Raw genomic sequence first — 21,740 nt, 5'->3', positions numbered from 1 at the left:
CGGCGCTACTTCTTCTTCTTCTTCTTGTCCTTGGGCTCGTCCTTGCTGGCGACCACCACCGGCTTGGCGGCAGCATCCTGCCCATTGCCCTTGGCCACGCGGATGCCATTGGCTTTCATCCAGGCATCGAACTGGTCGGCGGTCATCTTCTGGTCGCCGTTGCTCATCATGAAGCGATAGCTGCCGCGGCCATCCAGTTCCGGGGTCTTCACTTCAACCACCGGGGTCTCGGCCGGGCGATCGGCCTTGGCCGTTTTCTTGTGGCCGCCACAGGCCGTCAACATAACAATCGGCAACAACAGGCCGGCGCAGCGCAGGGTTTGCTTGAGGGTCGGGTGATACATGGGCAGGCTCCGTTCTGGACATTCGACAACCAGGCGCCCCCTGCGCCTGGAACGGTGGCCGGCAACCGCCGGCCGTGGGCATCACTCAGCCCGGTGCAGCGGCCCCCAGCCGCTGCTGGTCGCTGACCTCCAGCGCCCGCCACTGGCCCTTGCCGAGATCGCCGAGCGTGAGCTCTCCGATCGCGACCCGGACCAGGCGCAACACCTGCAGGTCGAAGGCCGCCAGCAGGCGACGGATATGGCGGTTGCGGCCCTCGTCGAGGACCACCTCCAGCCAGGCAGTCTTGTCGCCGCTGCGCAGCACGCGCACGGCCAGGGCGAGGAGGAACTCACCCTCGTCTTCGACACCGGCGCGCAGCGCGGCCAGGGTGCCGTCATCGGGCAGGTGATCCACCTGCACGTGGTAGGTCTTCTGCGGGCCGGTCTCCGGATCGGTCAGGCGCGCGGCCCACTGCGGATCGTTGCTGAACAGCAACAGGCCTTCACTGGCCTTGTCCAAGCGACCGACCGGCGCGACCCACGGCAGGCCGGCGCCATCGAAGCAGCGGTACACGGTGTCGCGACCACGCTCATCCTGCACGGTGGTAACCACCCCACGCGGCTTGTTGAGCATCAGGTACAGACGTTGCGGTGCGCCCATCGGCTGGCCGTCGACCTCGATCGGCGGCGCCGGGCTGGCAATCGGGAATTCCGGATCACGGACGATGCGCCCGGCGACGCGGACGCGGCCATCGGCGATCCAGCGCGCGGCCTCGCTGCGCGAGCACACACCGGCCTTGGACAGCACACGTGCCAGGCCATGGCGCACGCCAGCGGAAACCGCAGGGGGATTCGCACGCCCACGCGCAGCGTGGGAGCGGGCAGCGGGGGCAGCAGGTGGGCGGCGCGTGCGCAAGCCTCTGCTCCCCGCCGCGCTTACTTCTTGTCGACCGGCTTGGTCTCAGCCGGTACTTCGGCTGCGGCCGGGGTCACTGCCGGAACCGGGCGTGCCTTGACCACGCGTACGCCGCGCGCCTTCATCCAGGCATCGAACTCTTCGGCGGTCATGCGCTTGCCGTTCTGGCTCATGTCGAAGCGCCACGGCGTGTTGTCGAATTCGGTCTGCGGCTTGTAGGCAGCCGGATCATTCGGCTTCACCGCCGGCGCCCCCGGAATCGCCTTGGCGATGTTCTGGCAGCCATCGATGCGCAACCGCTGCAGCACCTGGTCCAGCGACTGCGACGGATCGTAGCTGCTGCCCAGCACGCCGCTGGCCATGCCCAACTGGCTGCTGCGGATATACAGCTCATCGGCCACCGGGGCGACGGCCGTGGCCGGCAACGGCAGCGGCGAAGCGCTGGTGTTGACCGAGCAATCGACCGCAGCGTGAGCAGCAGGAACCAGGGCCAGCGCCAGAACGGCAGCCGATGCAGAGCGCAGCATGAGGACATCCACGAAAGGAAGTGACGCGGCGAGTTTAGCAATGCCGCGTCATCTTTCAAGCGCCACTTTCAATGAATACGCCAACTCATTGGTTTCCTAGGCAAATTGCCGACAAACGGTCGCCACTGAAGCGCTGATTCATCATTCCGGACCGCACAAACAACAAGACCCGGCCGAAGCCGGGTCCTGCTGTGTCTTACTGGCAGAGCGTCAGAACTTAGTTCTGGACGTTCAGCTCGGTACGACGGTTCTTGGCGCGACCTTCCGGATTGTCCGAACCATCCGGGTTGGTGTTCGGCGCAATCGGACGGCTCTCGCCGTAGCCGATCGGACCGGCCAGACGGCCAGCGTCGACGCCGTTGGTGGTCAGGTAGTTGTACACCGCGGTGGCGCGGCGCTCCGACAGCTTCTGGTTGTAAGCGTCGGTACCCTTCGAATCGGTGTGACCGGCAACTTCAACGCGCAGATCCGGGTAACGCTTCAGGATCTCGGTGGCTTCGCTCAGGATGGCCACAGCGTCCGGACGCAGGTTCGACTTGTCGAAGTCGAAGTTCACGCCCTTCAGGTCGATCGAGACCGGCACCGGGCAACCGTCCGGACCGATGGTCTGACCCGGCTGCGAGTTCGGGCACTTGTCGTCGCAGTTGTTGACGCCGTCACCGTCGTCGTCCAGGTCGGCGCAGCTCGGGGCAACCGGAGCCGGAGCCGGAGCAGCAGCCACCGGGGCCGGGCCCAGCGGGATCACGACGCCGACCGAAGCCAGCACGTCGCCGAACCAGCTTTCGTCGCGCGCAGCGATGCTCTGGTCGTCGAAGTCAGCGCGGTAGGCCACTTCGGCGCGGACAGCAACGCGCTTGTCGAAGGTGGTCTGCAGGCCGACGCCGAGCTTGGCAGCCAGGTTGCCGTCCTTGCGGTCGGCCGGGCCGTTCGGGCCAGCGGCGTACTCTTCTTCAGACTTCTGGTAGCCCAGGCCGCCCACGATGTAGGGGTTCCAGCCGCGGCCTTCCTTGATGAAGTGGCGACGCAGATCGAACGACACGCCGTACTGCGACCAGTTCTGATCCTGGTTGGCGTCGAAGTTCGGGTTCTGGTAGTTCAGCTCACCATCCAGCGACCAGTTCGGGCTGATGAACTTGCCCAGACCCAGGGTCACGAACGGAGCGTCGTTGGTCAGACGGTCGTTATCCTGGAAGTTGAAGCCGGCCGAACCGGTCAGGTACCAGCGGTCATCGAACTCCTGCGCCGACGCAGCCTGGGCGAAAGCCAGACCGCCCAGCAGCGCGGCAGTAAGGATCTTCTTGTTCATTGAGTACAGCTCCTATTTCGGGGGTATGAAACCGGTAGAGGCATGGGCCAGCACTACTGCGTCGATGTTCAGACAGCCGATTCAGCACGCCACCGCCGCGAACATTATGCTCAGGCGGGTGAAGGCCATGTTAACAGTCCCGTAACATGTGAAGCGCTGCGCACGAGCGGCCACCGGTCCGACGTTGAAACCCTATACAGGATGATGAAAATCCGCAAGACCCACACACCACAAGGGTTTGGATGGGTTTAAGAGCCAGATGCGACAGTTTTGCCGCTGGTTATCGCAAAGCGGTTCAGCGCGCACCCATCGAGGTGAGGAACCTTATGATGCAGACAGGAACCGAGCTGGAGCCGCAATGAAAGCCGTCGCCCTGTGCCGTGAATCCGCCCCTGCCCTGCGCGACCTGGTGCTGCCACCGCCGTCGCCGCCGCGTGGCCGTGACCTGCTGATCCGTGTCGAAGCACTTTCCGTCAATCCCGTGGATGGGAAGCTGCGTGCAGGTACGTCAGCTGAGTCGCTGGATACCCCCCGCATTCTCGGCTGGGACGCGGCAGGCGTGGTCGAAGCCATGGGCGAGGAGGCCAGCCTGTTCGCCTCCGGTGACGAGGTCTACTACGCCGGAGACGTCACCCGCCCCGGCTGCAACGCGCAGTATCAGCTGGTGGATGAGCGACTGGTGGCGCGCAAACCGACCACCCTCGACTTCGCCGAAGCCGCCGCGTTGCCACTGACCACCCTGACCGCCTGGGAACTGCTGTTCCAGCGCATGCCCCTGCAGCTTGATGACCGCCGCCACGCGGGTCAGCGCCTGCTGGTGATCGGCGGTGCCGGCGGCGTCGGCTCGATGGCGATCCAGTTGGCCCATCACGCCGGATTCGAGGTCATTGCCACCGCCTCGCGTGACGCCTCGATCGACTGGTGCCGGCGGATGGGCGCCCAGCATGTCATCGACCATCGCCAGCGCCTGCTGCCGCAGCTGCAGGCGCTAGGCATCAACGAAGTGCAGGTGGCACTCAACCTGGCCGACACCGACCACTACTGGGACGAACTGGGCCAGCTGCTGGCACCACAGGGACATGTCGGCCTGATCGTCGAACCGCGCGGCCCGCTGCACATTGGCGATCCCTACAAGGCCAAGTGCATCGGCATCCATTGGGAATTCATGTTCGCCCGTGCGCGCTTTGCCACCGCCGACCGCATCGAGCAGCACCGCATCCTCAACCGCGCCGCCAGCATGATCGATGCAGGCCAGTTGCGCGGCACGCTGAGCGAGGTGCTGGGGCCGATCAATGCGGCCAACCTGGAAGCTGCCCACCAGCGCCTGGCCGGCGGCCGCACCATCGGCAAACTGGCGCTGGCCGGCTGGGACGACTGATTCACCGTTACGCGCCCCCGGTACGGCTCGACGCTGTGCCCGGCGCAGCCTGTGACGGTGGATTGGCCGGCATCTGTATCTATTGAATGGCCAGTTTCGAGGATAGGGTGGAAACAGATCCCCCTTTGCCCTGAGCCTGTCATGCCCACCGCCCTGCCCCTGCGCCTGCTGCAACTGATCATCGGCCTGTTCCTCTATGGCTTCGGCGCCTCGCTGATGATCCGCGCCGCCATCGGTGTCGCGCCGTGGGATGTGCTGTCGCAGGGCATCGCTGCGCAGACCCCGTTGTCGTTCGGCCTGGCCACCAACGTGATCGGCGCGCTGGTACTGCTGCTGTGGTGGCCGCTGCGGCAGAAGCCCGGCGTCGGCACCGTGCTCAACGTGATGTTGATCGGCCCCTCGGCCCAGTTCGGGCTTTGGCTGCTGCCCCCGGCCGTCGGCCTGGGCTGGCAGGTGGCGATGTTCTGCGCCGGCATGCTGCTGGTGGCGCTGGCCACCGGCCTGTACATCGGCGCAAAGCTGGGCCCTGGCCCGCGCGATGGCCTGATGACCGGGCTGCACGCACGCACCGGATGGCCGATCTGGAAGGTGCGGAGCCTGATCGAAGGCAGCGTGCTGCTGCTGGGCTGGTGGCTGGGCGGTGATGTCGGCGTCGGCACGCTCGCCTTCGCGCTGCTGATCGGGCCGCTGTGCGGGGTCACGCTTGGCTGGTTCGGGATCGGCCGAAGCCCGGCGGGTAGCGCCGGGCCACGCCCGGCGAGCGCGCAGCGCGGCCAGGGGTGATCGCGTCGCCGGGCATGGCCCGGCGCTACCGAGCGCGAGCCAGCCCTTGCCCCGGGCGCCGTTTCGCGGCACCCTTCGCGCTTCCGTACGCAAGCGTATCGACATGTCGCCAGCCAACGAAAGCGCCTACCCCCACCTGTTCGCCCCGCTGGACCTGGGCTTCACCCAGTTGCGCAACCGGGTGCTGATGGGTTCGATGCACACCGGCCTGGAAGACCGCGCGCGCGACTTCCCGCGCCTGGCCGCCTATTTCGCAGAGCGCGCCGAAGGCGGCGTTGGCCTGATCGTCACCGGCGGCTTCGCTCCCAACGTGGTCGGCTGGCTCAAGCCGTTCGGCGGCAAGCTGTCCTGGCCATGGGAAGTGCGCCCGCACCGGCAGCTGACCACCGCCGCGCACCAGCACGGCGCGAAGATCTGCCTGCAGCTGCTGCACGCCGGGCGCTATGCCTATCACCCGCTGTCGGTAGCGCCGTCGAAGCTGAAGGCGCCGATCAATCCGTTCACCCCGCGCGCCTTGTCGGCCAGCGGCGTCGAGCGGCACATCGCCGACTACGCACGCAGCGCGAAGCTGGCCCGCGAGGCCGGCTACGACGGCGTGGAAGTGATGGGCTCGGAGGGCTACCTCATCAACGAGTTCATCGCCCCGCGCACCAACAAGCGCAACGACCGCTGGGGCGGTGATGCCGGGCAGCGCATGCGCTTCGCGGTAGAGATCGTGCGTCGCATCCGCGAGGCCTGCGGTCCGGATTTCATCATCATCTACCGCCTGTCGCTGGTCGACCTGGTCGAAGACGGCAGCAACTGGGAAGAGATCGTGCAGCAAGCCCAGGCCATCGAAGCCGCGGGTGCGACGATCCTCAATTCCGGCATCGGCTGGCATGAAGCGCGCATTCCGACCATTGCCACGTCGGTACCGCGCGGTGCGTTCGCTGCGGTCACTGCCAAGCTCAAGCCACACGTGACGTTGCCGCTGGTGGCGACCAACCGCATCAACATGCCCGAGGTGGCCGAACGCATCCTCGCCGATGGCGGGGCCGACATGGTGTCGCTGGCACGCCCGCTGCTGGCCGATCCGCAGTGGCCGAACAAGGCCCGCGCCGGCCGTGCCGAGGCCATCAATACCTGCATCGCCTGCAACCAGGCCTGCCTGGACCAGGTGTTCGAGAACAAGCTGGCCAGTTGCCTGGTCAACCCGCGCGCTGCCCACGAGACCGAGCTGGTCTATACCCCGACCACCGCACCGAAGCGGGTGGCCGTGGTCGGCGCAGGGCCGGCCGGCCTGGCCTGCGCCACGGTCGCTGCCGAACGCGGCCACCACGTCACCCTGTTCGACGCCAGCGAGGAGATCGGTGGCCAGTTCAACGTGGCCAAGCGCATTCCCGGCAAGGAAGAATTCCACGAGACCCTGCGCTACTTCCGCCACAAGCTGGCCGAGACCGGCGTGCAGCTGCGCTTGGGCACCCGTGCCGACGCCGCCAGCCTGGCCGGTTTCGATGAGGTCGTGCTGGCCACCGGCATCGTGCCGCGCAAGGTCGACTTCCCCGGTGCCGACCACGCCAAGGTGGTGAACTACCTGGACGTGCTGCTGGGCCGGGTCGAGGTCGGTGCCAGCGCCGCCATCATCGGCGCCGGCGGCATCGGCTTCGATGTCGGCGAGTTCCTCGCCCATGACGGCCCTTCTCCATCGTTGGACCCGCAGCGCTGGATGGCCGAATGGGGCGTGGATGCCACCTTCGAGGCCCGCGGCGCACTGGCCCAGCCGGCCGTGGAAGCCTCGCCGCGCAGGCTGTGGCTGCTGCAGCGCAGCGCCGGCAAGCCCGGCGCGCGGCTGGGCAAGACCACCGGCTGGATCCATCGCGCCACGCTGAAGGCCAAGGGCGTGCGCATGCTGGGCGGGGTCGAGTACCTGGGCGTGGACGATGCGGGCCTGCGCATCCGCGTCGAGGGCAGCGAGCAGCTGCTGCCGGTCGACCACGTGGTGATCTGTGCCGGGCAGGAACCGCAGCGCGCGCTGCAGGCCGAACTACAGGCAGCCGGCATCGCTGCACAGCTGATCGGCGGTGCCGATGTGGCCGCCGAACTCGATGCAAAACGTGCCATCGATCAGGGCAGCCGGGTTGCCGCCGCGCTCTGATCAACACCTGAATGGGGGTCGGAATGTGATTTCCGTCACCGGCCCCCAAGCTGAATGTCAAGCCGGACGATTCAGGATGCGTTCGGCAATGCCCCCCTACCTTGCGCCATCTTTCCGCTCACCAGCCAGTTTCCGGTGAGCCGGTGCGGACCCCGCCGATCGATCCACGATCGTGTTCTTGGGGCCGCCCACGGGGCAGCCCCGATGGCCGCCTCCCCATGACGCCAAGTCGTACCCCGCCTCCAGCAGCCTGCGCTGCCGGAACCGTCAGGTGCGTCCCACACGGAGCAAGGAGTTATATGAAACTGGCCTGGATTCTCTGGCTGTCGCAGTTGCTGCCGCAGCCGGCCGCTGATTCATTGTGCTTGAGCACCACCGTCTACCTTGAAGCCCGCGACCAGACCCTGCGTGGCCAGCAGGCCGTGGCCGAGGTCGCCCTGCGTCGCCTCGACAGCGGCCTCTGGGGCGACTCGATGTGCCAGGTGGTGACCGCGCGCAAGCAGTTCGCCCCCACCATCGTCTCCCCCGGCACCCAGCTGGGCAACGATGCAGCCTGGAGTGAAGCGATGGACGTGGCCTTCGACGCCGAGCGCAACTGGGCGCTGCCGGCCGGCGAGCGCCGCGAGATCGTGCCCGGCGCCAGTCACTTCGCTGCGCTGGCGATTGCCAGCCCGAACTGGCGCAACGCCTACCAGGTGGCCACCATCGGCGATCACACCTTCTACAAGGTGCAGAACCTCAAGCCCCGGCAGTCGTAACGATCCGTTGCCAGCAGCAGCGTTGCTGCGCGCCGGTGGGCTCTGGGATAGTGGGTGTTTCCCGCCACACCCCGCCTGGAGTTCCCATGAAGCTGTACAGCAAGCCCGGTGCCTGTTCCACCGCCGACCACATCGCCCTGCAGTGGACCGGCCAGCCGTTCGAGGTCGAACTGCTGAACAAGGACACCCTGAAGGGTCCGGAATTCCTCAAGATCAATCCGGCTGGCGCCGTACCGGCGGTCGTCGATGGCGACTTCGTGCTGCTGCAGAACGCGGCGATCATGGGCTACATCGCCGACAGCTACCCGCAGGCCGGTCTCAGCGGCGATGGCAGCGCGCGCCAGCGCGCTGAAGCCACCCGCTGGCTGGCCTTCGTCAACTCCGACGTGCACCCGGCGTTCTCGCCGCTGTTCTCGCCGGGCAAGTTCATCGCCGATGAAGGGCGGTACGACGCGATCCGCGCCGCTGCACACAAGCGCCTGCGCGCGCTGTTCGAGACCGCCGACAGGCAGCTGGCCGACAAGCCGTGGCTGGCCGGTTTCCGCAGCTTCGCCGATCCCTACTTCTACATCACCCTGCGCTGGGCGGCCGGCACCAAGGTCGACCTGTCGGGCCTGGACAACCTGGCCGCCTACAAGGCGCGCATGGACGCCGATCCGGGCGTGCAGGCGGTGCTGAAGGCCGAAGGCCTGGCCTGATGGAACCGGGGTCGGATCCGTTCGCATCGTGAACGGCTCAGACCCCATCGGCTCCATCGATGCTGTCAGCCGATTTCGCGGATCACTTCGCCCTTCGCATCGCGCAGGAACGTCGGCACCACTTCAACCTGCAACGTGCTCGACACCGCGTAGGTTCCGCGTTCTGGCCGCACGTCATGCCAGGCCTGCAACGCCGCATCGTCCAGTGCCCAGCGCACGTTGTCGCCCTCGACCGCGGCGGCGCCATCGGTGGCAGGCATGAACTCCCATTGCCGTTCGCGGCTGACCAGCGTCAGTGACTTGCCGTGGCGCACGCGCAGTGGCAGCAGTTCACCCACGCTGCCGACCTGCCCCGCCCCCAGCACCAGCGTGGTGATGCCCGCCGTCTGCCGCCAGTCCAGCGTCTCGATGAACAACATGCCCGTACTGGATCCCTCACGCTCGCTGCCGGCCTGCACCTGCACGGCCAGCGCCGGATCGTCCAGCAGGTTGCCGCGCTGCAGATCGGTGATCCACAGCGGCATCGCCGGCTCGAGCACCTGCAGCACACCGCGCGTGGACCAGCGCTTGATCGCGTCCATTTCCTCGTCGGTCAGCCCCACCACCTGCAGGAACTGCAAATGTCCATTGGCGGTGTCGCGCGCCGGCAACTGCGGATCGGCAACGAACGCCAGGTGGCAAAGACGGGTGTCGGTCTCCAGCGCGATCGGGCCATTGGCGTTGAGGTGGTGGCCATCCTCGAACACATTGCCGCTGCTGAACACATAGCGCGCCAGATTCTGCAGCAGGTTCATCGGCCACGCAGGCGGCGTGCTGCCTGCATCCTCCCCCTTGTCCGCAACCAGGCGGAACGTCAGCTCGAAACCATAGCCACTGGTGGCCGCATCACTGCTCTCTTTTGCATACAGTTCGGAGAGACCATAGGTGACGTAGTGCCAATGCGGAACCGGTGCCTCCGCCCAGTACACGCTGATGCCGTCGAGCGGATCCTGGCCACCCAGCGTGTACGGCAGCGCGGTACCGAAGTGACGCGGCTCCTGGCCGGCGTACAGCGGCGCCAGCGCGGCATTGATCGCATCCCAACCAGGTGTATCGGTGTCGTTCTGCATGCGGGGCTCCTGGGCGGAAAAAGAGCGGACCACTTTACCCCGCGTGTCAGCCGGACACGACCTCGGCAGTGATCGGTGCCAGCGATACCTGGATCTCCTGCCACCAGCGCTGTGCCAGCGCCGGGCTGCGCGCCTTGCCGATCGCGGCGATCATTTCCGGGCACAGCCGTTCCAGAGTGACCGCGTCGGTACAGCGCTCGATCTTCAACTGCATGAAGTAGCCTTTCAGGCCGAGATGGCGGCGCACGGCATCGCTCATCGCATCGTACAACTGCTGGTACAGCGCCGGATCCTGCTCGCGGCCGCTGCAGAGTCCGCGCTGCGGGGCAGGTTCGGCCCTGCCGCCGACCACTTCGATCAGGCCGAGTGCGGCCAATTGCTCCAGCGCATCCTGCGGTGCGCGCAGTCCTTCGAACAAGCCGCGCAGTTCGCTTTCATCGCGCTGACCGTCAACCATCAACAGGATCGAACGCAGCGCCGCCGGCAGGCGACGGGCACGATCTTCGATTTCCTGGCGGCCAGCGGCCGTCTTGGCATGCAGCAGTGCCATAGCTCCCCCTTCCCTCGATGCGATACGCGTGCATGCCCTTGCGAGCACGCCCCCCTGTCCGCCATCCCCGGGTGGCACGCGCGTTCCCCGGCGCGTGCCGCGTGTTGCAGGTCGATGACAGGCGGAGCTTAGCGCATGTCCCGAGCCGCGAGGGTAGTGCCGGCCGCTGGCCGGCAACCCCACCCATCCTGAGGGTGCCAGCCAGCGGCCGGCACTACCTTGATCAGCGTCCCAGCGCGCGGCGGATCTCTTCCAGCGCGCCCGGGTCGTCCAGCGTCGACAGGTCGCCGGGGTCGCGCTGCTCGGCCAACGCCTGCAGCGAGCGACGCAGCAGCTTGCCCGAACGGGTCTTGGGCAGCGCGTTGACCACATGGATGTGCGCCGGTCGCGCCACCGCACCCAGCGACGCGGTCACCGTGGCCATCATCTCGGCCACCACTGCGGCCGGGTCTTCGCCATCGAGCCCCTGCTTGAGGGTGACGAACACCAGCGGCACCTGCCCCTTCAATTCGTCCTTCACCCCGATCACCGCTGCCTCGGCCACGCGCGGGTGACTGGAGATGGCCTCCTCGATCTCACGCGTGCCCAGACGGTGCCCGGCCACGTTGATCACATCGTCGGTGCGGCCGAGGATGAAGGTATAGCCATCGTCATCGCGGATGGCCCAGTCCAGCGAGCTGTACAGCAGTTCCTTGAAGTGACTGAAGTAGCTCTGCAGGAAGCGGCTGTCGTCATTCCAGACCGTGCTCATGCAGCCCGGCGGCAACGGCGGCGTCATCACCAGCACGCCCTTCTGCCCCGCAGCCACTTCTTCACCGGTGTTCTCGTCGATCACCTTCATCCGGTAGCCGAGATTGGGGAAACCCGGTGAGCCGAAACGCACCGGTTTCATGTCCAGCCCGGGCAGCAGGGTCAATGCCGGCCAACCGGTTTCGGTCTGCCAGTAGTTGTCGATGATCGGCTTGCCCAGCGCGTCGCTGATCCAGTGCGCGGTCGGTTCGTCCAGCGGCTCGCCGGCCAGGAACAGATACTTCAGCGCATCCAGGTCGTGCCGGTGGATGAAATCGGCATCGTGCTTCTTCAGCACGCGGATCGCCGTCGGCGAAGAGAACATCGTGCGTACGTTGTACTGCTCGCACAGCGCCCACCAGATACCCGGATCAGGGTTGGTCGGCAGCCCTTCATACAGCAGCGAGGTGCAGCCGCCGATCAACGGGCCATACACGTTGTAGGAATGGCCCACGGCCCAGCCGACATCGGAGGTGGAGAACATCACCTGTCCCGGCTTGCAGTCGAACACGGTCTGCATCGACTGCGCCATCGCCACCGCATAGCCACCGACATCGCGCTGCACGCCCTTCGGCTTGCCGGTGGTGCCGGAGGTGTACAGCAGGTAGCTGGGCTCGCTCGATTCCAACCATTGCACCGGCACATCGGTCTGCCCGATCTGCGCACGCAGGGTGGCGTACTCGACGTCGCGCCCTTCGATGCGTGGCTCGGCCGGGTCCAGCCCGCGCGAAACGATCAGTACGTGCGGCGGCGGATTACCGGCTTCGGCGCAGGCGGCATCGACCATCGCCTTGTACGGAATGAGCTTGCCGCCACGCATGCCGGCGTCGGCGGCGATCAGCAGCTTCGGCTTGGCATCGTCGATGCGCAGCGCGAGGTTGTGCGCGGCGAAGCCACCGAACACCACCGAGTGCACCGCACCGATACGTGCACAGGCAAGCATGGCGAACACGGCCTCGGCCATGTTCGGCATGTAGATCACCACGCGATCCCCGTGGCCGACACCAAGATGTTTCAGCACGGCGGCGAAGTCGTTCACTTCGCGATACAGCTGGCGATAGGTGATTTCGCGGGTGCTGTTGGTTTCGGTGGAGATGGCGACCAGCGCGAGCTGGTCCGGGCGGTCGGCCAGATGCCGGTCGACGGCGTTGTAGCAGAGATTGGTTTGGCCACCCACGAACCAGCGCCGGAACGGCGGGTTGCTGTAGTCGAGCACCTGTTGCGGTGGCTTGTGCCAGTGGATGCGCTTGGCTTCCTCGCCCCAGAATGCCTCCGGCTCGTCGATCGAGCGGCGGTAGGTTTCCTCGTAGTTCATGACGCAGCCCTCCCAGACAAAGTCATGGTTCGAGCATAGTCCGGCGCTGGCGCGCGGGCCGCCCTACCTTGGTAGGGGGTGTGTTGCCGGCAGGGCTGCGCCCTGCACCCGCAGAGGCCGGAGCGACGGCAACGGCAACAGCAACAGCCGAAGCAACAGCAACGGCAGATTCCGGGTTTGGCGGGGAGGGGGCAGATGGCGGGGGTCGCTGCAAGTACGTCCATGTAAGCTCGGTCGCGCCATCCATGGCGCTCACGCCCCCGCCATCTGCCCCCTCCCCGCCTCCGACAACTTCCCACCGCTGTTGGGCTGCTGTTGGTAGCTGTCGACCTTGGTCGACACGTAGATCCACACCATGCGTGGATGCTCTTCGTTCAATTGTCGAAATATTCGATTCCGATGGAGATTCATCCGGATATGGAGCGGAACGATCAGTCATCGGAAATCTGTCGAAGGTGGGGCGGTGTCGGATTGCGGGGTGTCAGCCGCATGGATGCGGCTGCCAAGCCTACAGGGACGTACTTGCGGCGTCCCCGCAATCCGACACCGCCCCGCCAACCCACGGAATGCCGCTGTTGCTGTTGCTGTTGCTTCGGCAGGTGCAGGGCGCAGCCCTGCCGATACACCTACTCTCTAGAACGGAGTCGCAGACTCGAACGCGAGCGCCTCGCCCATCAGCGGATGGCTGAACCGCAGCTCCCGTGCATGCAGGTGCACGCGCTGCGCGGCGTCTGCGCCGTACAGCACATCGCCGACGATGGGATGCCCGAGGCTGGCCATGTGCAGGCGCAACTGGTGGCTGCGGCCCGTGATCGGTTCCAGTTCAACGCGCGTGCGTTGCGCCGCGATGTCACGCGACAGCACGCGCCACCGGGTCAGTGCCGGCTTGCCGCGTTCGTGGTCGACCATCTGCTTCGGGCGGTTCGGCCAGTCGACGATCAGCGGCAGGTCCACTTCACCGGCATCATCTTCCAGCAGCCCCTGCACGATGGCTTCATAACGCTTGCCCACCTGGCGCTTCTCGAACTGCATCGACAGCGCCACCTGCATGTCCTTGCCGCGCGCGTGCAGCAGCAGGCCGGAAGTGACCTGGTCCAGGCGATGCACGGTCAGCGCATCGGCGTACACGGCCTGCAACCTCGCGACCACGCAGTCCTGGTTCTCCGCCGAGCGGCCGGGCACGGACAGCAGGCCGGCAGGCTTCTCGGCCACCAGCAGCGCGTCGTCGATGTAGTGCAGATGGATCATGTCGTTGCCAGGCGGTCCATACGAAAACGGGGAAGCCGAAGCCTCCCCATTTCCTGCGTACCGGCCAACGGCCGGTACCTATCCTGATGGAAAACGTGCCGGCAAGCTGCCGGCACAGACCGCATCAGCCCAGCAGGTGGGCGACGCCGGCGCGCTCTTCTTCCAGCTCGGCCAGGGTCTTGTCGATGTACTTCTGGCTGAAGTCGTCGACCGGCAGATCCTTGACCAGGGTGTACTCGCCGTTCTCGGTAGTGACCGCAAAGCCGAAGATCACGCCTTCCGGAATGCCGTAGGAACCGTCGGACGGTACGCCCATGGTGACCCACTTGCCGTTGCTGCCCAGCACCCAGTCGCGCACGTGGTCGATCGCTGCGTTGGCGGCCGAAGCAGCCGAGGACGAACCACGGGCTTCGATGATCGCCGCGCCGCGCTTGCCGACGGTCGGGATGAAGGTGTTGGCATTCCACTCCTGGTCGTTGATCGCATCGGCGATCGACGCACCATCGGCGGTGGCGAAACGGTAGTCCGGGTACATGGTCGGGCTGTGGTTGCCCCACACCACCAGCTTCTCCATGCCGGCGACCGACTTGCCGAGCTTGGTCGACAGCTGGCTCAGCGCACGGTTGTGGTCCAGGCGCAGCATGGCGGTGAAGTTGCGCGGGTTCAGGTCCGGCGCCGACTTCATCGCGATGTAGGCATTGGTGTTGGCCGGGTTGCCAACCACCAGCACCTTCACGTCACGCTTGGCGACCTTGTTCAGCGCGGCGCCCTGGGCGGTGAAGATCTTGGCGTTTTCCAGCAGCAGATCCTTGCGCTCCATGCCCGGGCCGCGCGGACGCGCGCCGACCAGCAGGGCGATGTCTGCGTCCTTGAAGGCGACTTCGGCGTCGTCGGTGCCGACCATGCCGGCCAGCAGCGGGAACGCGCAGTCTTCCAGTTCCATCATCACGCCCTTCAGGGCGGCCTGGGCCTTGTCGACCGGCAGCTCCAGCAGCTGCAGGATGACCGGCTGGTCCTTGCCCAGCATTTCACCGGAGGCGATACGGAACAGCAGGGCGTAGCCGATCTGGCCGGCGGCGCCGGTCACGGCAACACGAACAGGTGCTTTCATGGGGATTTCCTCTGCTAAGAAGCTAAGTAGCGTTGTAGAAGATGGCCGCGCGGGCGGGGATGGGCCTGGCGGGGCGGCCGAAACATCGAAACGGCCCCCTCTGCAGGGGGCCGTCGGGGGCGGATCAGGCGGCGAGGATCTTGTTCCACTCACCCACGCGCTCAGCCTGGGCGGCGAGCACGGCGTCGGTGTCGCCTTCCAGGGTGATCGAATGGATCACGTCGCCCTGCTTGACCGAATCAACGATCGCTTGGCCTTCCAGGACCTGGCCGAACACGGTGTGCTTGCCGTCCAGCCAATCGGTCTTGATGTGGGTGATGAAGAACTGGCTGCCATTGGTGTTCGGGCCGGCGTTGGCCATCGACAGCGAGCCGATCTGGTGCTTCACACCATTCTTCTCGTCTTCGAACTTGTAGCCCGGGCCGCCGGTGCCACGACCCTGCGGGCAACCGCCCTGGATCATGAAATCGGGGATCACGCGGTGGAAGATCAGGCCATCATAGAAGCCGCGCTTGACCAGGTTCACGAAGTTGGCGACCGTCAGCGGCGCCTTGTCGGCGAACAGCTCGACCTTGATCGGGCCTTGGGTGGTGTCGAAAGTGGCGATGAGGGACATGCAGATCCTTGGGATGCGGGGTGTGTAATCAGCCCCATAAGGATACACCTCCCCCGTGGCATGGGCGGCTTCGACCATCGGCGCAGGCAGGGCCTTCAGCCCGTGGACGGGCAGCGCCGGGAGCCAGGCTGAATGGGGACCTCGGCAGGTCTGAAATCCAGGTTTTCGCCAATCGTCAAGTTCGACGTATAATGTTGGACTTCTTTTTCCAAATCCGGCGCCGACTGGCCCCCTTTCGTATGTCCATCGAAAACCTTCGCAACATCGCCATCGTCGCCCACGTCGACCATGGCAAGACCACCCTGGTCGACCAGCTGCTGAAGCAGTCCGGCACCCTGTCCGAGCGTACCGTCCTCGCCGAGCGCGTGATGGACAGCAACGACCAGGAAAAGGAACGCGGCATCACCATCCTGGCCAAGAACACGGCCATCACCTGGGAAGACAAGAAGACCGGTATCAAGAACCGGATCAACATCGTCGACACCCCCGGACACGCCGACTTCGGCGGCGAGGTCGAGCGCGTGCTGTCGATGGTCGACACCGTGCTGATCCTGGTCGACGCGATGGATGGCCCGATGCCGCAGACCCGCTTCGTCACCCAGAAGGCCTTCGCGATGGGCTTCAAGCCGATCGTCGTGGTCAACAAGGTCGACCGTCCGGGCTCGCGTCCGGAGTGGGTGATCGACCAGGTCTTCGACCTGTTCGACAAGCTCGGCGCCACCAATGAGCAGCTCGACTTCCCGATCGTCTACGCCTCGGCCCTGAACGGCTACGCCGGCCTGGAAGACACCGTGCGCGACGGCGACATGACCCCGCTGTACGAAGCGATCATGCAGCACGCACCGAAGCCGGAAGTGGACCCGGAAGGTCCGTTCCAGATGCGCATCAGCCAGCTGGACTACAACAACTTCGTGGGCGTGATCGGCATCGGCCGCATCCAGCGCGGCACCCTGAAGAAGAACATGCAGGTCGCGGTGATCGACCGTGAAGGCAAGAAGCGCAACGGCAAGGTCGCGCAGGTGCTGGGCTTCCTGGGCCTGGAGCGCATCGAGCAGGACACCGCCGAAGCCGGCGACATCGTCGCCATCTCCGGTATTCCGGAACTGACCATCTCCGACACCCTGTGCCATCCGGAAACCCCGGAAGCGCTGCCGGCACTGACCGTCGACGAGCCGACCATCTCGATGACCTTCCAGGTCAACAACTCGCCGTTCGCCGGCAACAAGGACCTGTCCGGTGGCAAGTTCCTGACCAGCCGCCAGATCAAGGACCGTCTGGATCGCGAGCAGGTCCACAACGTGGCCCTGAAGGTCGAACAGCTGGAAGACGCCGACAAGTTCCTGGTCTCCGGCCGTGGCGAACTGCACCTGTCGGTGCTGATCGAGAACATGCGTCGCGAAGGCTACGAGCTGGCCGTGTCGCGCCCGGAAGTGATCATCAAGCAGATCGACGGCCAGGCCATGGAGCCGATCGAGCAGCTGGTGGTGGATATCGAAGAAGTCCACCAGGGCGGCGTGATGGAAAAGCTGGGCACCCGCAAGGGCCAGCTGAAGAACATGGAATCGGACGGCAAGGGCCGTGTGCGCCTGGAGTACCAGATCCCGGCCCGTGGCCTGATCGGCTTCCAGAACGAGTTCAAGACCCTCACCCAGGGTTCGGGCCTGCTGTTCCACGTGTTCGACCATTACGGCCCGAAGGAACAGGGCGCCATCGCCAAACGCCAGAACGGCGTGATGATCGCCAATGCCCCGGGCACCACGCCCGCGTACTCGCTGGGGCCGCTACAGGAACGCGGCAAGCTGTTCGCTGCTGAAGGCGACAACGTCTATGAAGGTCAGCTGGTCGGCATCCACTCCAAGGACAACGACCTGACCGTCAACGCCATCAAGACCAAGCCGCTGACCAACATGCGCGCTTCGGGCAAGGACGATGCGATCCAGCTGACTCCGGCGATCAAGTACTCGCTGGAACAGGCCCTGGACTTCATCGAAGACGACGAGCTGGTCGAGATCACCCCGAAGGAGATCCGTCTGCGCAAGAAGTTCCTGACCGAAAGCGACCGCAAGAAGAACTCGCGCGGCGGCTGATCCAGCGAACCGTGAGCCAGAACGGTTACAACCCGGATCCGCATCGGCATCCGGGCCTCCACGTCATCGCCTTGCTCGAAGCGAGCAAGGCGATGCTGGCGTTGCTGGCGGCCACCGGGCTGGAAATCCTCGGCCCGCAACCGCTTCGCGACGGCGTCAACGCCCTGATCCGGCGTTTCAGTCTGGACCCGGATCACGGCACCCTGCCCTCGTTGTTGAATGCGATCAATCCCGACGCAGTGCACCTGGCCGCAGCGGCGATGATCGGCTACGGCCTGCTGCACCTGGTCGAAGCCTGGGGGTTGTGGAAAGCCAAGGCATGGGCCTCCTGGCTGGGCTGCCTGACCGCCTCCATCTACCTGCCCTTCGATATCTACGCGATCGTCCGCCATCCCGGCTGGGCCTCGTGGACCGTGCTGGCGATCAACCTGATCGTCGTCTACGTGCTGGCGCGCGACCTGCGCAAGCGCCGCCGCTGAGCAGCCGCTACACTGGGGATCGGAGCCGTCGAAGCTGCCCCATGCGCCTGTCCTTGCCGCCCCTCCTGTCCTTCCTGATCGCCGCGTTGACTGCGGGGCTTGCGGCTGGCTGCAGCCCGGCCGCCTCCACCGCACATGCCGGTGAACCCAGCAACAACGTCATGCCCTTTCCCTACGCCGAGACCGAAGTCTCCGAACTGCAGGCGCGAATGGTCACCGGTGAGCTCGACAGCGTCACCCTGACCAGCGCCTACCTCAAGCGCATTGCCGCCCTCGATCGCGCCGGCCCTCGCCTGCGCGCGGTGATCGAACTCAACCCCGATGCCCTGAAGGACGCCGCGCAGCGCGATCAGGAGCGTCGCAGCGGCCGCCTGCGCGGGCCGCTGCACGGCATCCCGATCCTGCTGAAGGACAACATCAACGCCGCCCCCATGGCCACCAGTGCCGGCTCGCTGGCACTGCAGGGTTTCCGCCCCGCCGACGCCTATCTGGTGCGGCGCCTGCGCGAGGCCGGTGCGGTGGTGCTGGGCAAGACCAACCTCAGCGAGTGGGCCAACTTCCGCGGCAACGACTCCATCTCCGGCTGGAGCGCGCGCGGCGGCCAGACCCGCAATCCCTACCGCCTCAGTCATTCGCCGTGTGGCTCCAGCAGCGGCAGCGCGGTGGCCGTGGCCGCCAACCTGGCCAGTGTTGCGATCGGCACTGAAACCGATGGCAGCATCGTCTGCCCTGCGGCGGTCAACGGCGTGGTCGGCCTGAAACCGACCGTCGGCCTGGTCAGCCGCGAAGGCATCATCCCGATCTCCTTCAGCCAGGACTCCGCCGGCCCGATGACCCGCAGCGTCGCCGACGCCGCCGCCGTGCTGACCGCCATCGCCGGCCGCGATGACGCCGATCCCGCCACCGCGACCATGCCCGGCCGCGCCGTCTACGACTACACCGCACGACTGGATCCGCAGGGCCTGCGCGGCAAGCGCATCGGCCTGCTGCAGACACCACTGCTGAAGTATCGCGGAATGCCACCGCTGGTTGAGCAGGCTGTCGCTGAACTGCGCCGCGCCGGCGCCGTGGTGGTGCCGGTGGAACTGCCCAACCAGGGCGCCTGGGCCGATGCCGAGCGCATCGTCCTGCTGTACGAATTCAAGGCGGGACTGGAGCGCTACCTCGACACCTACCAGGCGCCACTGCGCAGCCTGGCCGGATTGATCGCCTTCAACGAGGCACACAAGGGCCAGGAACTGGGCCTGTTCGGCCAGGAGCTGCTGCAGGAGGCCGAGGCGACCCCTGGCCTGGGCGATCCCGTCTACATCCGCGCGCGCAGCGATGCGCGGCGCCTGGCGGGCCCGGAAGGCATCGACGCCGTGCTGGCATCGCAGAAGCTGGATGCGCTGATCGCACCGACAACCGGCGTGGCCTGGCCCCTGCGCAGCACCGGCGATGACTTCCCCGGCGAGAGCTACAGTGTGGCCGCCGTCGCCGGCTACCCCAGCCTGAGCGTGCCGATGGGCCAGATCGATGGCCTGCCGGCGGGGTTGCTGTTCATGGGCACGGCCTGGAGCGAACCGAAGCTGATCGAGATGGCCTACGCATATGAGCAGCGCACGCGCGCCAGGCGTCCGCCGCGCTTCGACACCGACGCATTGATCGAATCAGGCGATCCCTGACATGCGGTAGTGCCGGCCGCTGGCCGGCAACCCGACCCTTCCGGAGTTGCCGGCCAGCGGCCGACACTAGCGGTCCGACGGCTCCACCGGCGCGATGGCCGCTTCGCCATCCTCGGCACCGGGTGAACGCACGTCGGCACTGCCTGCACGCCGCATCCGCGGCATATCCAGCTCATCGTCCCGCTGCAGACGCGCGCGCACCTGCGGCAGCGATTGCGGATGCTCGCGCGCGAGGAAATCCAGCATGCGCTCGCGCACCAGGCAGCGCAGGTCGAACGCATCACCGGAACTGCGCGCACTGACCAGCAGCCGTACCTGGATCGCGCGCTCGCTGGTTTCGGTCACCTGGGTCACGCACACCCGTCCATCCCACAGCGGCTGGCCGTGGCAGATGCGTTCCAGCTCGGAACGTATCGCCGCGATCGGCGCGCGGTAGTCCAGCCAAAGAAAAGCCGTGCCCAGCAGGTCGGCACTGCGTCGCGTCCAGTTCTGGAACGGATGCTCGATGAACCATGTCAGCGGCACCACCATCCGCCGCTCATCCCAGATGCGCACCACCACATAGCTGCTGCCGATCTCCTCGACGCGCCCCCACTCGCCCTCGACGATCACCACGTCATCGAGCCGGATCGGCTGTGTCACCGCGATCTGCAGGCCGGCGATCAGATTGCCGAACACCGGTTTGGCGGCGATACCGGCTACCAGGCCGATGAGGCCCGCCGAGGCCAGCAGTGCGGTGCCGATCTTCTGCACCATCGGGAACGTCAACAGCACCAGCGAAGCACCGAGCACGATGATGCCGCCCATCAGCACGCGGCTGAGCACCCGCGTCTGGGTCTGGATGCGGCGCGCTTCGAGGTTGTCCGAGACATCGATGGGATGGCTGCGCAGGATCGCCCGCTCGCCCGCGGCCACCGCACGCACCAGCAGCCAGATGAAGCAGGCGGTCAGTGCAATGTGCAGCACGCGCAGCAGTTGATCGAGCGTGTGTTCCGGCAATGGCGTGGCCTGCAGCGCCGGCACCAGCAGCAGCAAGGGCAAGGCCAGGGCCAGTGGCGGACCGATCACCCGGCCGATGCGCGCGCGGCGCCGATCACGCCCGCGCAGGCGGCGGTACAGCGCCAGTACGGCCCAGGCCCCCAGGCCACCGACCACCAGCGCCGTACCGATCGGCCAAAGATACTGCTGCAGGTGTTGCCAGATCACTGCGCATTCTCGCTGTCTGCATCAAGGAGACAGCGTGGCGCATGCAGCATGAGCACGATGTCAGCCGTTCGTAAGCAGAATGTAGGCGGGGGTGTTCGGCAGGGCTGCGCCCTGCACCCGCAGAGGCCGGAGCAACAGCAACAGCAACAGCAACAGCAACAGCAACAGCAACGGCAACGGCAACGGCAACGGCAAAAGCCGGCATTCCGTGGGATGGCAGGGTGGGTCCGGTTGCGGGGGACGCCGTGAATCCGTCCCTGGAGGCTTGGGCGCGCCATCCATGGCGCTTACACCCCCGCAACCGGACCCACCCCGCCTTCGACAGATTCCCGCGATCTGTCGGAATGTCATGGCCTGCTCTTGGTGGGTGTCGACCTTGGTCGACACGTAGATCCACGCCATGCGTGGATGCTCTTCGTTCAATTGTCGAAATAATCGATTCCGATGGAGATTCATCCACGCATGGCATGAATTCATCAGCCACCGGAAATCTGTCGAAGGTGGGGCGGTGTCGGCTCGCGGGGTGTCCGCGGCATGGATGCCGCGGCCAAGCCTACAAGGACGTACTTGCGGCGTCCCCGCAATCCGACACCGCCCCGCCAACCCACGGATAGCCCGCTTTTGACGTTGACGTTGATGTTCATCCGGAAGGTGCAGGGCGCAGCCCTGCCGAAACACACTTCATGCGTGGATGCTCTTCAAATTCAATTCGAAATATTCGATTCCGATGCAGATTCATCCAC

At 66.1% G+C, this 21,740-nt stretch carries 19 protein-coding genes; 8 read left to right on the top strand and 11 right to left on the bottom strand.

Annotated features, from left to right (window positions below; all coding sequences use genetic code 11):
- Nucleotides 1–5 precede the first annotated feature (5 nt).
- The 4 genes from ACEF39_RS04130 to ACEF39_RS04115 all read right to left on the bottom strand — a co-directional run bounded on the left by ACEF39_RS04130 (nucleotide 6) and on the right by ACEF39_RS04115 (nucleotide 3,072).
- Nucleotides 6–344, bottom strand: a complete 339-nt coding sequence (locus ACEF39_RS04130) for a hypothetical protein (protein ID WP_500287055.1) — start codon at nucleotides 342–344, stop codon at nucleotides 6–8.
- A gap of 85 nt (nucleotides 345–429) precedes the next feature.
- On the bottom strand, nucleotides 430–1,239 hold the full coding sequence (locus ACEF39_RS04125) for a pseudouridine synthase (protein WP_500287054.1): 810 nt from the start codon (nucleotides 1,237–1,239) through the stop codon (nucleotides 430–432).
- 20 nt (nucleotides 1,240–1,259) lie between these two features.
- Nucleotides 1,260–1,766 carry a hypothetical protein gene (locus ACEF39_RS04120; protein ID WP_500287053.1) on the bottom strand — a complete coding sequence of 169 codons (507 nt, stop codon included), beginning with the start codon at nucleotides 1,764–1,766 and terminating at the stop codon, nucleotides 1,260–1,262.
- 217 nt (nucleotides 1,767–1,983) lie between these two features.
- Nucleotides 1,984–3,072 (bottom strand): OmpA family protein, encoded by a 1,089-nt coding sequence (locus ACEF39_RS04115; RefSeq protein ID WP_500287052.1) that lies wholly within the window; start codon nucleotides 3,070–3,072, stop codon nucleotides 1,984–1,986.
- Between the two features lie 358 nt (nucleotides 3,073–3,430).
- Here ACEF39_RS04115 and ACEF39_RS04110 point away from each other — a divergent pair, with 358 nt between their 5' ends.
- From ACEF39_RS04110 to ACEF39_RS04090, 5 genes are all read left to right on the top strand, one after another.
- Complete coding sequence (locus ACEF39_RS04110) at nucleotides 3,431–4,450, top strand: zinc-binding alcohol dehydrogenase family protein (protein WP_500287051.1); 1,020 nt, start codon at nucleotides 3,431–3,433, stop codon at nucleotides 4,448–4,450.
- Nucleotides 4,451–4,591: 141 nt separating this feature from the next.
- Nucleotides 4,592–5,233: a membrane protein YczE gene (gene yczE, locus ACEF39_RS04105; RefSeq protein WP_500287050.1), complete on the top strand. Its 642-nt coding sequence runs from the start codon at nucleotides 4,592–4,594 to the stop codon at nucleotides 5,231–5,233.
- A 103-nt stretch (nucleotides 5,234–5,336) separates the two neighbouring features.
- Nucleotides 5,337–7,367, top strand: coding sequence for an oxidoreductase (locus ACEF39_RS04100; protein ID WP_500287049.1), 2,031 nt, complete (start codon nucleotides 5,337–5,339; stop codon nucleotides 7,365–7,367).
- A 299-nt stretch (nucleotides 7,368–7,666) separates the two neighbouring features.
- A complete protein-coding gene (locus ACEF39_RS04095) occupies nucleotides 7,667–8,125 on the top strand; it encodes a cell wall hydrolase (RefSeq protein WP_025878087.1) in 459 nt (152 codons plus the stop codon).
- An 86-nt stretch (nucleotides 8,126–8,211) separates the two neighbouring features.
- Entirely contained in the window at nucleotides 8,212–8,823 is a 612-nt protein-coding gene (locus ACEF39_RS04090; RefSeq protein ID WP_500287048.1) for a glutathione S-transferase N-terminal domain-containing protein, read from the top strand.
- 65 nt (nucleotides 8,824–8,888) lie between these two features.
- On the opposite strand, the gene ACEF39_RS04085 is transcribed toward ACEF39_RS04090, so the two are convergent.
- The 6 genes from ACEF39_RS04085 to ACEF39_RS04060 all read right to left on the bottom strand — a co-directional run bounded on the left by ACEF39_RS04085 (nucleotide 8,889) and on the right by ACEF39_RS04060 (nucleotide 15,561).
- Nucleotides 8,889–9,932, bottom strand: coding sequence for a suppressor of fused domain protein (locus ACEF39_RS04085; RefSeq protein WP_500287047.1), 1,044 nt, complete (start codon nucleotides 9,930–9,932; stop codon nucleotides 8,889–8,891).
- Between the two features lie 46 nt (nucleotides 9,933–9,978).
- Nucleotides 9,979–10,482 (bottom strand): hypothetical protein, encoded by a 504-nt coding sequence (locus ACEF39_RS04080; RefSeq protein WP_500287046.1) that lies wholly within the window; start codon nucleotides 10,480–10,482, stop codon nucleotides 9,979–9,981.
- Nucleotides 10,483–10,705: 223 nt separating this feature from the next.
- Entirely contained in the window at nucleotides 10,706–12,586 is a 1,881-nt protein-coding gene (gene prpE, locus ACEF39_RS04075; protein WP_500287045.1) for a propionate--CoA ligase, read from the bottom strand.
- Nucleotides 12,587–13,219: 633 nt separating this feature from the next.
- Nucleotides 13,220–13,834, bottom strand: a complete 615-nt coding sequence (locus ACEF39_RS04070; RefSeq protein WP_500287044.1) for an RluA family pseudouridine synthase — start codon at nucleotides 13,832–13,834, stop codon at nucleotides 13,220–13,222.
- Nucleotides 13,835–13,958: 124 nt separating this feature from the next.
- Entirely contained in the window at nucleotides 13,959–14,945 is a 987-nt protein-coding gene (locus tag ACEF39_RS04065) for a malate dehydrogenase (protein WP_500287043.1), read from the bottom strand.
- A gap of 124 nt (nucleotides 14,946–15,069) precedes the next feature.
- A complete protein-coding gene (locus ACEF39_RS04060) occupies nucleotides 15,070–15,561 on the bottom strand; it encodes a peptidylprolyl isomerase (RefSeq protein WP_025879436.1) in 492 nt (163 codons plus the stop codon).
- Nucleotides 15,562–15,800: 239 nt separating this feature from the next.
- Between ACEF39_RS04060 and typA the strand changes: the two genes are divergently transcribed.
- The 3 genes from typA to ACEF39_RS04045 are packed head-to-tail and all read left to right on the top strand — an operon-like array spanning nucleotide 15,801 to nucleotide 19,791.
- Entirely contained in the window at nucleotides 15,801–17,648 is a 1,848-nt protein-coding gene (gene typA, locus ACEF39_RS04055) for a translational GTPase TypA (protein ID WP_312786918.1), read from the top strand.
- 11 nt (nucleotides 17,649–17,659) lie between these two features.
- The gene (locus tag ACEF39_RS04050; protein WP_312106276.1) at nucleotides 17,660–18,127 is read left to right on the top strand and encodes a DUF2127 domain-containing protein; all 468 of its coding nucleotides are present in this window, start codon (nucleotides 17,660–17,662) and stop codon (nucleotides 18,125–18,127) included.
- Nucleotides 18,128–18,168: 41 nt separating this feature from the next.
- Nucleotides 18,169–19,791, top strand: a complete 1,623-nt coding sequence (locus tag ACEF39_RS04045) for an amidase (protein WP_500287042.1) — start codon at nucleotides 18,169–18,171, stop codon at nucleotides 19,789–19,791.
- Nucleotides 19,792–19,857: 66 nt separating this feature from the next.
- Here the strand turns inward: ACEF39_RS04045 and ACEF39_RS04040 are convergent, their stop codons facing one another.
- A complete protein-coding gene (locus ACEF39_RS04040; RefSeq protein ID WP_500287041.1) occupies nucleotides 19,858–20,997 on the bottom strand; it encodes a mechanosensitive ion channel family protein in 1,140 nt (379 codons plus the stop codon).
- Nucleotides 20,998–21,740 lie beyond the last annotated feature (743 nt).

The organism is Stenotrophomonas indicatrix, from assembly GCA_041545745.1.
Lineage (GTDB): Bacteria > Pseudomonadota > Gammaproteobacteria > Xanthomonadales > Xanthomonadaceae > Stenotrophomonas > Stenotrophomonas indicatrix_A.
This window is presented reverse-complemented; position numbering and strand designations above follow the sequence as displayed.